The sequence below is a fragment of the Paracoccus sp. S1E-3 genome, from assembly GCF_013868135.1.
Taxonomy (GTDB): domain Bacteria; phylum Pseudomonadota; class Alphaproteobacteria; order Rhodobacterales; family Rhodobacteraceae; genus Paracoccus.
The window spans coordinates 1,078,986-1,093,572 of sequence record NZ_JACEMU010000004.1 but is presented as its reverse complement, the minus strand read 5'-3'; the positions used below and the strand labels follow the sequence as shown (position 1 = coordinate 1,093,572).

At 65.2% G+C, this 14,587-nt stretch carries 14 protein-coding genes; all 14 read left to right on the top strand.

Annotated elements, in window-relative coordinates:
* The first annotated feature begins 5 nt into the window (after positions 1-5).
* The 14 genes from guaB to H1S04_RS05355 all read left to right on the top strand — a co-directional run bounded on the left by guaB (position 6) and on the right by H1S04_RS05355 (position 14,581).
* Positions 6-1,454: an IMP dehydrogenase gene (gene guaB / locus H1S04_RS05420; RefSeq protein ID WP_181744508.1), complete on the top strand. Its 1,449-nt coding sequence runs from the start codon at positions 6-8 to the stop codon at positions 1,452-1,454.
* A 359-nt stretch (positions 1,455-1,813) separates the two neighbouring features.
* On the top strand, positions 1,814-2,872 hold the full coding sequence (locus H1S04_RS05415; protein ID WP_181744507.1) for an LLM class flavin-dependent oxidoreductase: 1,059 nt from the start codon (positions 1,814-1,816) through the stop codon (positions 2,870-2,872).
* Between the two features lie 63 nt (positions 2,873-2,935).
* Entirely contained in the window at positions 2,936-3,577 is a 642-nt protein-coding gene (locus H1S04_RS05410; protein WP_181744506.1) for a hypothetical protein, read from the top strand.
* Complete coding sequence (locus H1S04_RS05405; RefSeq protein WP_181744505.1) at positions 3,568-3,813, top strand: hypothetical protein; 246 nt, start codon at positions 3,568-3,570, stop codon at positions 3,811-3,813. The genes H1S04_RS05410 and H1S04_RS05405 overlap by 10 nt, the downstream gene beginning before the upstream one ends.
* 144 nt (positions 3,814-3,957) lie before the next feature.
* Positions 3,958-4,359, top strand: a complete 402-nt coding sequence (locus tag H1S04_RS05400) for a hypothetical protein (protein WP_181744504.1) — start codon at positions 3,958-3,960, stop codon at positions 4,357-4,359.
* Positions 4,356-7,208 carry a response regulator gene (locus tag H1S04_RS05395; protein ID WP_181744503.1) on the top strand — a complete coding sequence of 951 codons (2,853 nt, stop codon included), beginning with the start codon at positions 4,356-4,358 and terminating at the stop codon, positions 7,206-7,208. The genes H1S04_RS05400 and H1S04_RS05395 overlap by 4 nt, the downstream gene beginning before the upstream one ends.
* Positions 7,205-8,119, top strand: a complete 915-nt coding sequence (locus H1S04_RS05390; RefSeq protein ID WP_181744502.1) for a diguanylate cyclase — start codon at positions 7,205-7,207, stop codon at positions 8,117-8,119. The genes H1S04_RS05395 and H1S04_RS05390 overlap by 4 nt, the downstream gene beginning before the upstream one ends.
* Positions 8,120-8,825: 706 nt before the next feature.
* Positions 8,826-10,031, top strand: coding sequence for a 3-oxoadipyl-CoA thiolase (gene pcaF, locus H1S04_RS05385; RefSeq protein WP_181744501.1), 1,206 nt, complete (start codon positions 8,826-8,828; stop codon positions 10,029-10,031).
* 12 nt (positions 10,032-10,043) lie between these two features.
* Complete coding sequence (gene paaA, locus H1S04_RS05380; protein WP_181744500.1) at positions 10,044-11,027, top strand: 1,2-phenylacetyl-CoA epoxidase subunit PaaA; 984 nt, start codon at positions 10,044-10,046, stop codon at positions 11,025-11,027.
* A gap of 64 nt (positions 11,028-11,091) precedes the next feature.
* Positions 11,092-11,376: a 1,2-phenylacetyl-CoA epoxidase subunit PaaB gene (paaB, locus tag H1S04_RS05375; RefSeq protein WP_181744499.1), complete on the top strand. Its 285-nt coding sequence runs from the start codon at positions 11,092-11,094 to the stop codon at positions 11,374-11,376.
* On the top strand, positions 11,376-12,221 hold the full coding sequence (gene paaC / locus H1S04_RS05370; protein ID WP_181744498.1) for a 1,2-phenylacetyl-CoA epoxidase subunit PaaC: 846 nt from the start codon (positions 11,376-11,378) through the stop codon (positions 12,219-12,221). Before paaB ends, paaC begins: the two co-directional genes overlap by 1 nt.
* 1 nt (position 12,222) lies before the next feature.
* Positions 12,223-12,732 carry a 1,2-phenylacetyl-CoA epoxidase subunit PaaD gene (paaD, locus tag H1S04_RS05365; protein WP_181744497.1) on the top strand — a complete coding sequence of 170 codons (510 nt, stop codon included), beginning with the start codon at positions 12,223-12,225 and terminating at the stop codon, positions 12,730-12,732.
* A 10-nt stretch (positions 12,733-12,742) separates the two neighbouring features.
* Positions 12,743-13,819 carry a 1,2-phenylacetyl-CoA epoxidase subunit PaaE gene (gene paaE / locus H1S04_RS05360; protein WP_181744496.1) on the top strand — a complete coding sequence of 359 codons (1,077 nt, stop codon included), beginning with the start codon at positions 12,743-12,745 and terminating at the stop codon, positions 13,817-13,819.
* 9 nt (positions 13,820-13,828) lie between these two features.
* The gene (locus H1S04_RS05355) at positions 13,829-14,581 is read left to right on the top strand and encodes a Phenylacetic acid catabolic protein (RefSeq protein ID WP_181744495.1); all 753 of its coding nucleotides are present in this window, start codon (positions 13,829-13,831) and stop codon (positions 14,579-14,581) included.
* Positions 14,582-14,587 lie beyond the last annotated feature (6 nt).

The following is a 14,587-nucleotide window of genomic DNA, read 5'->3' as shown; positions in this document are numbered from 1 at the left end:
CTGCGATGCAGATTCGTGAGGCGCTCACCTTCGACGACGTTCTATTGGTTCCGGCCGCATCCAATGTGCTGCCCTCGACCGCCGATGTGACCACGCGCGTGACGCGGGGCATCAGGATGAACATCCCTCTGGTCAGTTCGGCCATGGACACGGTCACCGAAAGCCGCATGGCCATCGCCATGGCGCAGGCAGGCGGCATGGGCGTCGTCCACCGCAACCTGACCATCGAGCAGCAGGCCGACGAGGTGCGCCGGGTCAAGCGCTTCGAAAGCGGCATCGTTTATAACCCGATCACCCTGACCGCGAACCAGACGCTGGCCGATGCCAAGAAGCTGGCGGACCGCTATAACGTCACCGGCTTTCCGGTCGTGGACGAGGACGGGCGCGTCGTCGGCATCGTGACGAACCGCGACATGCGTTTCGCCAGCGACGATGCCACCCCGGTCAAGGCGATGATGACGGCGGAGAATCTCGCCATCCTGCGCGAACCCGCCGACCGGGCGCAGGCCATCGCGATGATGAAGGAACGCCGGATCGAGAAGCTGCTGGTCACCGATGGCCGCGGCCACCTGACCGGGCTGCTGACGCTCAAGGATACCGAGAAATCGGTGCTGAATCCGCTCGCCTGCAAGGACGATCTGGGCCGGCTGCGGGTCGGCGCGGCCTCGACCGTCGGCAATGAGGGCTTCGAGCGCAGCAAGGCGCTGGTGGAAGCCGGCGTCGACATGGTGGTGATCGACACCGCGCATGGCCATTCCGAAGGCGTCGCCATGGCGGTGGAACGGCTGCGCAATTTCTCGAACGAGATCCAGATCGTCGCCGGCAATATCGCCACTGCGGGCGCGGCCGAAGCGCTGATAAAGGGCGGCGCCGATGCGGTGAAGGTCGGCATCGGTCCGGGGTCGATCTGCACCACGCGGATCGTCGCCGGGGTGGGCGTGCCGCAGCTGACCGCGATCATGGATGTCGCAGCGGCGGCGGGCGATGTGCCGGTCATCGCCGATGGCGGCATCAAGTTCTCGGGTGATTTCGCCAAGGCGATCGCGGCGGGGGCCAGCTGCGCCATGGTCGGCAGCGCCATCGCCGGCACCGATGAATCGCCGGGCGAGGTGATCCTGTATCAGGGCCGCAGCTTCAAATCCTATCGCGGCATGGGCAGCCTTGGCGCCATGGCACGCGGCTCTGCCGACCGCTATTTCCAGAAGGACGCGGCCAGCGACAAGCTGGTGCCCGAAGGGATCGAGGGCCAGGTCCCCTACAAGGGTGCGGTCAGCGCGGTCATTCACCAGATGGTCGGCGGCCTGCGCGCGGCCATGGGCTATACCGGCAGCGCCACGGTCGATCAGATGCGCGGCGGCTGCCAGTTCGTGCGCATCACCGGTGCCGGCCTCAAGGAAAGCCACGTCCATGATGTGCAGATCACGCGGGAAAGCCCGAATTATCGGCTGGGATAATCGGCCAGTGCAATGCGAAGGGATGCGGCGACGCTGATGCAGCGCGCCGCATCCGCCCGCGGCGGGGCGGAAGATGGACGTGATCCGCCAAGGGGTTGGGGTTGCTGATATTTTGCGGCCAACCATCCCACCGCGTGTTCGCCGATGGCTTGTGCGGTTCGGCGGAACCGAACGCCGGGTTCGCGCCATGGGCTCTGCCCGCCCGGCGCGCCGATGCTTTTATGGTCTGCATCGGGTGTGCTGCCCTGACGGTAACGCAGTGACCCTTCCTGAAATGGCGAGCGCGCTCTGTCCGAGAGGCCGGGCGCCCCGGTCCGGTGGGCGCGTCGCAACAGCCGCACGGGCGGCAGGAGATGGACATGAGAGCTTTCGGATTTCTCAGCTTCGGCCATTACGGCAATTCCTACGGATCGCAGGCGATTACGGCCAGCGACATGATCAAACAGGCGGTCGAGATCGGCGTCGGTGCCGAGGAGCTGGGCGTGAATGGCGCCTATTTCCGCGTCCACCACTTCGCCCGCCAGCAGGCGGCACCCATTCCGCTGCTGACCGCCATCGCCGCCAAAACCCGGCGGATCGAAGTCGGTACCGGCGTCATCGACATGCGCTATGAAAACCCCCTCTATCTGGCCGAGGAGGCGGCGGCGCTGGATGTCATCGCCGATGGCCGGCTGGCGCTGGGCATCAGCCGGGGGTCGCCGGAAACCGCGTCGCGCGGCTATGAAACCTTTGGCTATACCGGATCGACCGACCCGCGCGGCGCCGATATCGCGCGGCAGAAGTTCGATCTGTTCCTGCGCGCCGTCGACGGCGAGCGTCTGGCCAAGGGCAATCCGGCGCTGGTCGGGCAGGGCCAGATGCTGCCGATCGAGCCGCGCTCGCCGGGTCTGCGCGATCATATCTGGTGGGGCTCGGCCACGCGGGACAGCGCGGAATGGACGGGGCGGCTGGGGCTGAACATGATGTCCTCGACCGCGCTGGTGGAAGATACCGGCCAGCCCTTCCACGAGCTTCAGGCCGAACAGATCCTGCGGTTCCGGGAAGCCTATCGCGCCGCCGGCCACAAGGGCGCGCCGCGTGTTTCTGTCAGCCGCAGCATCATTCCGATCATGAACGAGACCGATGCCGCCTATTTCGGCCATCGCAGCGGGGCGGAATCGCGTGACAGTTATGGGATCATGGACGGGTTCCGGTCGACCTCTGGGCGGACCTATGCCGACGAACCCGACCGCCTGATCGAACAGCTGAAGCAGGATGAGGCGATTGCCCTGGCAGATACGCTGATGCTGACCATCCCCAGCCAATTGGGGCCGGACTACAACCTGCATATTCTGGAATCCTTCGCTCGGCATGTCGCCCCGGCGCTGGGTTGGAAACCGAACTGGGAAGGCCCGGTCGAAGGCGATCCGATCGGCTGATTTCTTCTAAACGCAACGCCGGCACAGGCACGCCGGCGTTGCCGCATTGCGTGGGACGGTCCAGTGCCGCACCAACTGCACGGCGAGGAGCCGCGGCAGAAGCATGAAACCCTTCTTCAGCAGCGTCCCTCGGCAGGCGGCTGGCTGGTCGCACCCCGATTGGGGGCGCCGATCAAGCTGCCAGAGCCGGTGCCGATCAGCGCCGGCAGGTGGATCGAGGCCAGCATCGGGGCCATCAACCCGGTCAGCATGCGCCGGGCGCAGACGGCGTCGCCTGTGCTTGCGCCTTGCCGCAAGCATCCGCAGCCCGACGAAGACCAGGACGGCGGCGAAGGTGATACGCAGCGCCATGGCCGGCAACCGAGGCTCGAACCGAAGGCAGGGGGGCTGCGCCTTTATACCCATGCCCGCGCGATCCTCCGCTCGATCGACGATGCGCGCGCGGATCTGCTGGAATCGCAGCGCGCGGTCACTGGTGAGGTCGCCGTGGGACTGGTCTATTCGGCGGTGAAGGCCATCGGCACGGTGCTGGCGCGGCGGGTCCTGAAGGATCATCCGGGGCTGCGGCTGTCGCTGACGGAAAGCCTGTCGGGCACGACGCTGCTGCACCTTCAATCGGCCGATGTCGATATGGCACTGGTCTATAACCCCCGGCGACGCCGATCCTTGACCGCACCCCCTTGCTGGAGGAGAGGATGGTCCTGATCGGGCGCCCCGACATTATCGGCGGCAGCGCCGCTCCGATCACCGCGGACGAAGTGCTGCACCTGCCGATCATCGCTTCGGTGCTGCATCGCACGCTGTATCTGTGCCAGTTGACCACGCGGCCGCCCACCATCGCGCGCGAGGTGATCCACGATGTGATTGTCCAGCTGGTGCTGGAGGCCGCGGACAGCGGCGCCTGGCCGGCACGCGTGCTCTACCCGCCGCAGCGCGAGTGACCTCGCCCGTCGGTCGGAGAAAAACGCATCAAATCCTATTCAAATGCCACGTGCTTTCGGCTCGCTCGCTTACCTTTCAGTTAGGTATTCTCGCTAAGGATGAAGGGACGATGACCGACCCCGAAGCGACCAAAGTGGACAACGATGGCAGCCCTTCCTGAACATGCGCGCATGCCCGGTCTGGCGGCCGGCGCGAACGCACGCGATCCCGATTCCGACAGCCTTCGCCTCGCGGCGCTTTGGCCTGCCTTGCTGCTGGTCGCGTTGGGCTTGCCGGGGCTGGTGCTGGGAACGCTGATGACCGGCGCGGTGCCGGGCCAATATCTTATTCTGACCGCGCCCTGGCGCAGCCCGGCCCAGATCCTCGACATGGTGTGGCGCGCCGATGGCGGCATCGCGGGATTTGGCGCGCTGCCCGGCACGGCGGTCGCAATGGCCGGCCGGCCGGATTTCGCCGCAGCCTTGCGCGCGCAGGGTGCGTGGTTGGTGCTGCCCTCGCCCACGCTGCTGGGTTGTGGCGCCTTGAAGCGGAAGGACCAGCCATGATCGCCGAATTTGACGCCCTTCGTCGGCGATACGCTGTCCTTCTGGCATGGCTGCTTTGGGCGCATGTGCCGGTCATGGGATTGGCGGCGCTGTGGAACGGCGCCGTTGCGGTCCCCACGGCGGTCGCGGTCGCGACGCTGCTGGCGCTGATCTATCACCTGACTTATCTGCGCTTCGGAACAGCCCCCGTCACCCGCAATATCGCCACCGTGGTGCTGATCGGTGAACCGGCGCTTCTGCTTGTCCTCTTTGCCGGCCATCCTTGGCAGATGGACATGCACATGTATTTCTTCGCCGTGCTGGCGCTGAACATCGCCTGGTTCGACCGCAGTACGGTTTTCCTCGGCGCGGTGGTGACGGCGCTGCATCATCTGATTCTGCTGTATCTGTTGCCCTACGCCGTCTTTCCCGGCGCGGGCGATCTGGCGCGCGTGATGCTGCATGCGCTGATCGTGGTGTTTCAGATGGTGGTGCTGGTCTGGGTGGTCGACATGCTGCGCCAGACCTTCGAGCAGATGGCGACCCTCAGCGACGAATTGGTGCAGAAGGGCGCCGCGCTGGAGGAGCGGACGCGCGAGGCGGAGGCCGCCAGCCGCGCCAAAAGCATGTTCCTTGCCAATGTCAGCCACGAAATCCGCACCCCGATCAACGCGATTATCGGCTTCTCGCATCTGCTGCAGCGCGCCGCGCTCGAGCCGCGGCAGAAGGACCAGGTCGGCAAGATCAACTCGGCAGGCGTCTCGCTGCTGCGACTCATCAACGATGTGCTGGATTTCTCCAAGATCGAGGCCGGCAAGCTGGAATTCGACGAACGCGAATTCGACCCGCGGGCGGCGATCGGAAGCCAGTTGCAGATGGTCTCCGAAACCGCCCATGGGAAGGGGTTGCGGGTCGAGTTGCAGATCGACAGCAAGCTTCCCTCGGCACTGATCGGCGATGACATGCGCTTCAATCAGGTGGTGCTGAACCTGCTGAGCAACGCGATCAAGTTCACCGCCGAGGGGCGGATCGTGCTGACCGTCGAGATGGTCGAGCTGATCGATGGGGTTGCGGGCATTCTCTGCGCGGTGCGCGATACCGGCATCGGCATGACCGTGGATCAGCAGGCGATGCTGTTCAACTCCTTCGCGCAGGCCGACGCCTCGACCACGCGACGGTTTGGCGGCACCGGCCTCGGGCTGGCGATCTGCCGTCAGATCGTCGAGCAGATGAATGGCTGGATTCGGGTCGACAGCCAGCCGGCGAAGGGCAGCACCTTCACCTTCCTCGTGCGGATGCGGATCGCCGCCAGCCGCGCGCGCCGGGCGCCGGACCTCAGCCCCGAGTTGAAATGGCTGCGCGTTCTCGTCGGCGACGACAATCCCGCCGCCCGCCAGATCATCCAGGAGATATTCGCGCGGTGGAGCATGCAGGCCGACCTCGCGGCGTCGGGCGCCCGCGTGATCGAGATGCTGCAACTCGCCGAGGCCGAGGGGCGCCCTTATGACCTGTTGCTCCTCGACTGGAAGATGCCGGGTATAGACGGGTTCGAAACCCTTGAAATGATGCGTGCCTCGGCCGAGATCGCCAGCCCTCCGGTGACGGTGATGATGACCGCCTATGATCTGGATGAATGTATCCAGCAGGGCGCGGGTCAGAATGTCGGCGCGTTCATCAACAAGCCCGTCGATGCCGACCGGCTTTATGTCGCGCTGAACGAACTGTTTCCGACCCGGTCGGACGACCCCGCGACGTCGGCGCCGGCTGATGCCGCGGATGGCACCGCCCCGTTGCCCACCGCGCTGCACGGGCTGCGCGTCCTGCTCGCCGAGGATAATGAGATCAACCGAGAGATCGCCGTCGAATTGCTGCAGGATGCGGGGCTGTTGGTCGATTGCGCCGAAAACGGTCGTATCGCCTGCGAACGGCTGGAGGCGTGCGAGGTGACCTATGCGGCTGTGCTGATGGATGTGCAGATGCCGGAAATGGACGGCGTCGCCGCGACCCGCCGAATCCGCCAGACCTGGCCGGCCGAGGCCCTTCCGATCATCGCGATGACCGCCCATGCCTATGAGGAAGACCGCCTGCGCTGCCTCGAGGCGGGGATGAACGACCACGTCTCGAAACCCGTCGATCCGCCGGTCCTGCTGCAGGTGCTGGAACGCTGGCTGTCGCCACGGGCTGCAATGGCGCCGGCTCCCCTCGTTGCGGCGGCGCCGGCTGCGGGCGTGTTTCTGCCCGATGCGCTCTGGCCGTTTGACCTTCCCGCCGCGCTCGCGCGGGTGAATGGCAAGCAGGCGCTGCTGCGCAGGCTGATCCTCGGCTTCGGGCAGAACTATGCCGATGTTTGCGGGCGCATCGCCGGACTTCTCGAGGGGGGTCTGACCGAGGATGCCGCCCGGCTTGCCCATGGTCTGCGCGGGGTGGCGGCATCACTGGAACTGGCGCAGGTCGCCACCGTCGCGCGCGAGATCGAGGACAACCTGCGTTCGGGGCGCGAAAACCGGATGACGGATCTGCTTCTGGAGCTGGACGATGCCATTCGCCCCGCCATTGCTGCGGTCGACCGGCTGGGAGGTCTCGCCGTGGCGCCTGAACCGGTTACGGGCGACGCCCAGCCATCGGATCGGATCGTCGATCTGGCGACAGCGATTCATGCGCGCGACAGTTTGCGCGACCTGATCAGCCGCCAGAGCCTGTCGGCACGGCGCGGCTTTCATGACTATGCCGCGGTGATGGGCATGTCGCCCGGCGAACGTGACCTCGACCCCATCGGCGAGGCGATCCAGCGCCTGGATTATGACGCCGCCCTCGCCCTGCTGGATGCGCGGGACCCCACCCATGACGCGCGAAAGGACCTCTCGGCATGAGCGGCAGACCCATCGTCATGATCGTCGACGACGAGATTGCGAATATCGAGCTGATCGGCGCCATGCTGGAGGAGGATTACGAGATCCTGTTCGCGCGATCGGGCGAACAGGCCATCGGGATTGCGAAAAAAACGTCGCTGGACCTTATCCTGCTGGACGTGATGATGCCGGGGCTGGATGGCTATGAAACCTGCCGGCGGCTCAAGAAGGACCCGGACCTGGCGAATGTGCCGGTCATCTTCACCACCGGGCTCGATGCGACCGAAGCCGAAATCGAAGGCTTGTCCGCCGGTGCGATCGACTATGTGACCAAGCCGGTCCAGCCGGCCAGCTTGCGCCGCCGGGTCGGCAATCACATCGGCATGAAACAGATGCGCGATCAGCTGGCCAGTCTCGCGCTTGTCGATCCGCTGACCGGGCTGGGCAACCGACGAATGCTCGAAACCCTGTTCGCCGAGGAGATGACGCGGGTCGCGCGGGCGCAGGAACACCTGTCGATCATCCTGGTGGATATCGATTACTTCAAGCAATTCAACGATTTTTACGGACATCTTGAGGGTGATGACTGCCTGCGCGCGGTGGCGGCCGGGTTGGGCGGCGCGATGCGGAGGGGGGGTGATCTTTGTGCGCGCTACGGGGGCGAGGAGTTTGCCTGCGTGCTGCCCTGCACCGATCTCGACGGGGCGATGCATCTGGCCGAAATGTTGCGTGCGCGGGTCGAGGCGCTGGCGATCCCGCATCGCGGCTCGTCCTGCGCGCAGGTCGTGACCATCAGCGCCGGGGTGTGCAGCAGCCGCTGCGCGCCGGGCATGACCATGTCCCGCTGGTTCGAGGAAGCCGACAGGCTGCTTTACCAGAGCAAAAGCGCGGGTCGAAATCGTGTCAGCGGCGCGGCGTTGGACTGGGCCTGACCGGATCTGCCGACAGCCGAGGCGAGGGGTATCTGAAGCCTGAACGATCGGGCATCGGCGCCCCCGGGGTGACGGACAGGGCGATTATTGTGCCCGCCCGACGCGAGTGCTGCGCGCGCTGGGGCAAGCCCACGTGGAAAAATCGTCGGTTGCCGGTGAGATCCGCCTCTATCGCCGGTTGCCGGTGAGAGCTGCCTCGGTCGGCGATCCTTTACTGGGCCGTCTCCAAACAGGTCGGTCTTGCACCCGCGGTCGATCCTTTTTTCCCGTCATGCTGTCCGGGGCATGTGCTGACGAAGCGGTGAAATGGGGTCCGGCCACCGTTTCGCCCTGCGCCGCCGATCCACAGCAGGGGACCAAATCGGCCGGCGTTGAGCGAAGCTTGGCGAAAACACGGGGTCGGGCGCAGCATATATCCCGCTTTATATATCACGCTTTATATATCACGCTTTCCGGCTGCAGACCGATTTCCTCGCGCTTTCGCGAAGAGCCGGCAGGTGGGCCTCGGAAATGGGCGATGTTGCTGTGTAATCAGGCTCGGACTGCGGATGGTCCCTGTCCAATGCCCGAGGCGTGGGGCGACGCCGGGCCGCGTCAAAGCTACGGGCGAAATATATCGTTGCCGAAACGTCGAATCGGCGTATAAATAACCGAACGGTCGGTCAAAGAACGAGAGTTCCGCAGACCGGAAGATGAGGGGGAAGTCATGGCCGAGGCATTCATCTGTGATGCGGTCCGCACGCCGATCGGGCGCTATGCTGGCGCGCTCAGCGCCGTGCGTGCCGACGATCTGGCGGCGGTGCCGCTGGCGGCGCTGATGGCGCGCAATCCCGGCGTGAACTGGGCCGAGGTCGATGACCTGATCTATGGCTGCGCCAATCAGGCGGGCGAAGACAACCGCAATGTCGGCCGTATGGCGGCGCTGCTGGCCGGACTGCCGGTCGATCTGCCGGGGACGACGGTGAACCGGCTCTGCGGCTCGGGCATGGATGCGGTCGGCATGGCCGGGCGGGCGATCCGGGCGGGCGATTGCGACCTGATGATCGCCGGCGGGGTCGAAAGCATGACCCGCGCCCCCTTCGTGATGCCCAAGGCTGACAGCGCCTTCAGCCGCAGCAACGCGGTCTATGACACCACCATCGGCTGGCGCTTCGTGAACCCGAAGATGAAGGCGCAATACGGCATCGATTCAATGCCGCAGACCGCCGATAACGTGGCCGAGGATTTCCATATCAGCCGCGAGGATCAGGACGCCTTTGCCGCCCGCAGTCAGGCGCGCTGGGATGCGGCCCACAAAGCGGGCGTTTTCGCCGAGGAAATCGTGCCGGTGGTGATCCCGCAGAAGAAGGGCGAACCGATCACCGTCGATACCGACGAACATCCGCGCCCCGGCACGACGGCGGAACAGCTTGCACGCCTTAAGGGCGTGAATGGCCCCGATCTGAGCGTCACCGCCGGCAATGCCTCGGGCGTGAATGATGGGGCCTGCGCGCTGCTGATCGCCAATGCCGAGGCCGCCGCGAAACACGGGCTGACGCCCAGGGCCCGGATCGTCGCCATGGCGGCGGCGGGGGTGGAACCCCGCATCATGGGCATCGGGCCGGCGCCCGCCGCCAGGAAGGTTCTGGCGCGGGCCGGGCTGACCATCGACCAGATGGACGTGATCGAACTGAACGAGGCTTTTGCATCCCAGGCGCTTGCGACCTTGCGTGATCTTGGACTTCCCGACGATTCGGCCCATGTTAATCCGAACGGGGGTGCGATCGCGCTTGGCCATCCGCTGGGCATGTCGGGCGCCCGGCTGGTGACGACGGCGATGTATCAGCTGCACCGCACGGGCGGTCGCTATGCGCTTTGCGCCATGTGTGTGGGCGTGGGGCAGGGGATCGCCATCATTATCGAACGCGTCTGAGGAGGAATTGCCATGTATGCACAGCTCGTCAAATCCGAAGGCAAGTCGCAGGCCGAACTGACCCCGGAGGACATCGCCTTTCAGGAGCGTATCGACCGCGGCGAGAAGATCGAGCCGAAGGAATGGATGCCGGAAGGCTATCGCAAGACGCTGATCCGCCAGATCGGCCAGCACGCCCATTCCGAGATCGTCGGCCAATTGCCGGAAGGCAACTGGATCACCCGCGCGCCGACGCTGGAACGCAAGCAGATCCTGCTGGCCAAGGTGCAGGACGAGGCGGGGCACGGGCTTTACCTCTATTGCGCCGCCGAAACGCTGGGTGTCAGTCGCGACCAGCTGCTGGAGAAGCTGCATTCGGGGGAGATGAAATATTCCTCGATCTTCAACTACCCGACGCTGACCTGGGCTGATATGGGCGCGGTCGGCTGGCTGGTCGATGGCGCGGCGATCATGAATCAGGTGCCGCTGCAACGGACCTCCTATGGTCCCTATAGCCGGGCGATGATCCGCATCTGCAAGGAAGAAAGCTTCCACCAGCGGCAGGGCTACGCCATCATGATGAAGATGGCCACCGGCACGCCCGAGCAGAAGCGGATGGCGCAGGATGCGCTGAACCGGCTCTGGTATCCCTCGCTGATGATGTTCGGGCCGTCCGACAAGGACAGCGTGCATTCCGTGCAGTCGATGGCATGGAAGATCAAGATGAACAGCAATGACGAACTGCGCCAGAAATTCGTCGACCAGACCGTGCCGCAGGCCGAATATCTGGGCCTGACCGTCCCCGATCCGAACCTGAAATGGAACGAGGAAAAGGGTGGTTACGATTTCAGCGAACCCGATTGGGACGAGTTCTATCAGGTGCTTAAGGGCAACGGTCCCTGCAACAAGGAACGCCTCGGCGCCCGCGTGAAGGCGTGGGAGGACGGGGCCTGGTATCGCGACGCCATGGTCGCCCATGCGAAGAAAAAGGCCGCCCGCGCGGTCGCCGCCGAATAACGCGCAAAAAAGCCGGGCGGCCCGCCGTCCAGAGTTGAAGCCAGGGCAATGGGAGGAGATCCGAATGTCCAGCGAATGGCCCCTTTGGGAAGTCTTTATCCGTGGGCAGCACGGGTTGAACCACCGCCATGTCGGCAGCCTGCACGCGCCGGATGCGGATATGGCGATCAAGCACGCCCGCGACGTTTACACCCGCCGGAACGAGGGGGTCTCGATCTGGGTGGTGAAATCGGTCGACATCGCGGCGTCCAGCCCGTCGGAAAAAGGCCCGCTGTTCGAGCCCTCGAATGACAAGGTTTACCGCCACCCGACCTTCTACGACATTCCCGACGAAGTGGGGCATATGTGATGCCGTCGCTTCCCGACATGATGACCCCGGATGCCGAAGGTTTGGCCCGGCAGGCGGGGCAGGGCGGGGCGCATGCCCCCGCCGCGGACGCCGATCAGGATGCCTTCGTCGAGTTCCTGCTGCGGATGGGCGACAATGCCCTGATCCTCGGGCACCGGAATTCGGAATGGTGCGGCCATGGCCCGGTGCTGGAGGAAGACATCGCGATGTCGAATATCGCGCTGGATCTGATCGGGCAGACGGCGCTGTGGCTGGGACTGGCCGGCGAGGTCGAGGGCAAGGGCCGCTCGGCCGACGATCTGGCCTATCTGCGCGACGCCTGGGATTTCCGCAACCTGCTGCTGGTCGAACGCCCGAACGGCGATTTCGGCGCGACGCTGATGCGGCAATTCCTGTTCGACGCCTTCCATTTCCTCCAGTTGCGGGCGCTGACCGGTTCCGCCGATCCGCGCGTCGCCGAAATCGCCCAGAAGGCTTTGAAAGAGGTCAGCTATCACCTCGAACGCTCTGCCGAGCAGGTGATCGCGCTCGGCGACGGGACTGCGGAAAGCCATGCCCGGATGCAGGCGGCATTGGACGACCAATGGGGCTATGCGCAGGAGATGTTTGCCAGCGATGCCACCGATGTGACCATGGCAGCGGCGGGGATCGCGCCCGACCCGGCCAGCCTGCGCAAGCCCTGGGACGACACCGTCGATGCGGTGCTTGCGCAGGCCACGCTGAAGCGCCCCGAAAGCAGCTTTGCCCATAAGGGCGGCAAGCAGGGCACCCATACCGAGCATCTGGGCTATATCCTGGCGGAAATGCAGTTCCTGCAGCGCGCCTATCCCGGCGCGAGCTGGTAGGATGCGCCCCGCCATCGCCCAGATATGGGACTGGCTGGCCGAAGTCCCCGACCCGGAGATTCCGGTGATTTCGCTGACCGATCTGGGCATTATCCGCGATGTCGGCTGGCAGGGCAATACGCTGGTCGTCACCGTCACGCCCACCTATTCGGGCTGCCCGGCGACGGCGGTGATCAACCTCGATATAGAGAACCATCTGCGCGCCAAGGGCATCGATCAGATCCGGCTGGAACGCCGCCTGTCGCCCGCCTGGACCACCGACTGGATCAGCGATGCCGGCCGCGAGAAGCTGCGCGCCTTCGGCATCGCCCCGCCGATCGACGGCACCGGCGCCGACGGTCACGTGCTGACCCGCGTCGGCGCGCTGACCGGATCCAATCTGGTGGTGGCCTGCCCGCGCTGCCAGTCGAACGACACCCGCCGGGTCAGCCAGTTCGGATCGACCCCCTGCAAGGCCAGCTGGGTCTGCAATGCCTGTCTTGAACCCTTCGATTATTTCAAGTGCCACTAGAGGAACCGCCATGTCACGCTTCCTGCCGCTTCAGATCACCGATATCCGGCGCGACACCCGCGACGCGGTGGTGGTGACGCTTCGCCCTCGCCCGGAAGACGCGGCGGCCTTCGATTTCACCCAAGGCCAATACCTGACCTTCCGCCACAGCTTCGATGGCGAGGAGTTGCGCCGCAGCTATTCCATCTGCGCCGGGCGGGACGAAGGCTTCCTCCGCGTCGGCATCAAGCGCGTCGATGGCGGCGCCTTCTCGACCTGGGCGAATGAGGAACTGGCACCCGGCATGACCATCGAGGCGATGCCGCCGATGGGCCGCTTCTTCACCGAGATCAACCCCTCCGCCGCGCGCCAATATCTGGGCTTCGCCGGCGGCTCGGGGATCACGCCGCTGCTGTCGATCATCAAGACCACGCTGTCGCGCGAGCCGAAATCGCAGTTCACGCTGGTTTACGCCAATCGCGGCATCAACTCGATCATGTTCCGCGAGGAGCTGGAGGATCTGAAGAACAGCTATCTCGGGCGGCTCTCGGTCATTCACATTCTGGAAACCGAGGGGCAGGAGATCGACCTGTTCACCGGCCGGATCGACGCCGAAAAGATGACGGCCTTGTTCGAAAACTGGATCGACCCGGCCTCGGTCGATACAGCCTTCATCTGCGGACCCGAGCCGATGATGCTGACCATTGCCGACAGCCTGAAAAAGGCCGGTCTGGACGAGGCGCAGATCAAGTTCGAACTGTTCGCCTCGGGCCAGCCCGGCCGGGCGAAGAAAAAAGCTGTCAGCAAGGACGCGGTGCATGCCGGCGACATGACCGAGGCAGTGGTGACGCTGGACGGGGCCACCCGCGCCTTCAGGATGCCGAAACAGGGCGAAAGCCTGCTGGATGCGGCGCTCGCCGCCGATATGGATGTGCCTTACGCCTGCAAGGCCGGGGTCTGTTCGACCTGCCGCGCCAAGGTTCTGGAAGGCGAGGCCGAGATGGCCATCAACCACGCGCTGGAAGATTACGAGGTCGCGCAGGGCTATGTCCTGACCTGCCAGTGCTATCCGCTGACCGACCGCATCGTCGTCAGCTATGATGAATAGGGGACGGCGATGAACGATATGACCATCGAGGACTATCTGGCGCAGGGCGGCAAGCTGACCTCGCCCGGCAACGTGCCGCCCCGCTATCGCGGAGAATTGCTGCGGTTGATGGCGTCTTTCGTCGACAGCGAACTGGCAGGGGCGGCGGGCTTTGCCGACACCATCAACGACGCGCCCGGCATCGGGAACCGGATCGCGGCGGCGAAGATCACCGCCGAAAAGCTGGACCATGCGGGCCGGGTGCTGGCGGTGATGGGCGAATTCGGCGCCGATACCCGGCGCTATGACGACCGCCACGAATGGGCCGCGCGGGTCGCGCGTGACGCCGATCTGGCCGCCGCCCGGCGCGGCGACGACATGCGGCTGTCGGTCTTTCATTACCCCGTTCAGGGCTATGTCGATGCCGTGGTCCTGAACGTGCTGATGGGGCTGGCGACGGTCGTGCAACTGGATGAGATGAAGCGCGTCAGCTACGCCCCCCTCGCCGACACCTTCCGCGAAATCGCCCCGCGCGAGGCCCGCCATGTCGAGCTGGGCCTGAACGGGCTGCGCCAGATCGTCGCCCGCGACGACGGCCGCGCCGAGGCCGTGGCCGCCATCCAATACTGGATGCCGAAAGTCGAGGCGACCTTCGGGCAGGCGGGTTCGAAACGCTTCGATACACTGGCGCGCTTTGGGCTGCGCCATACCGAGAATGAAAAACTGCGCCAGATCTGGACGCAGCGGGTTCGTGACCTGCTGCTGCCGATGGGCCTGGCCTGAAAGGAA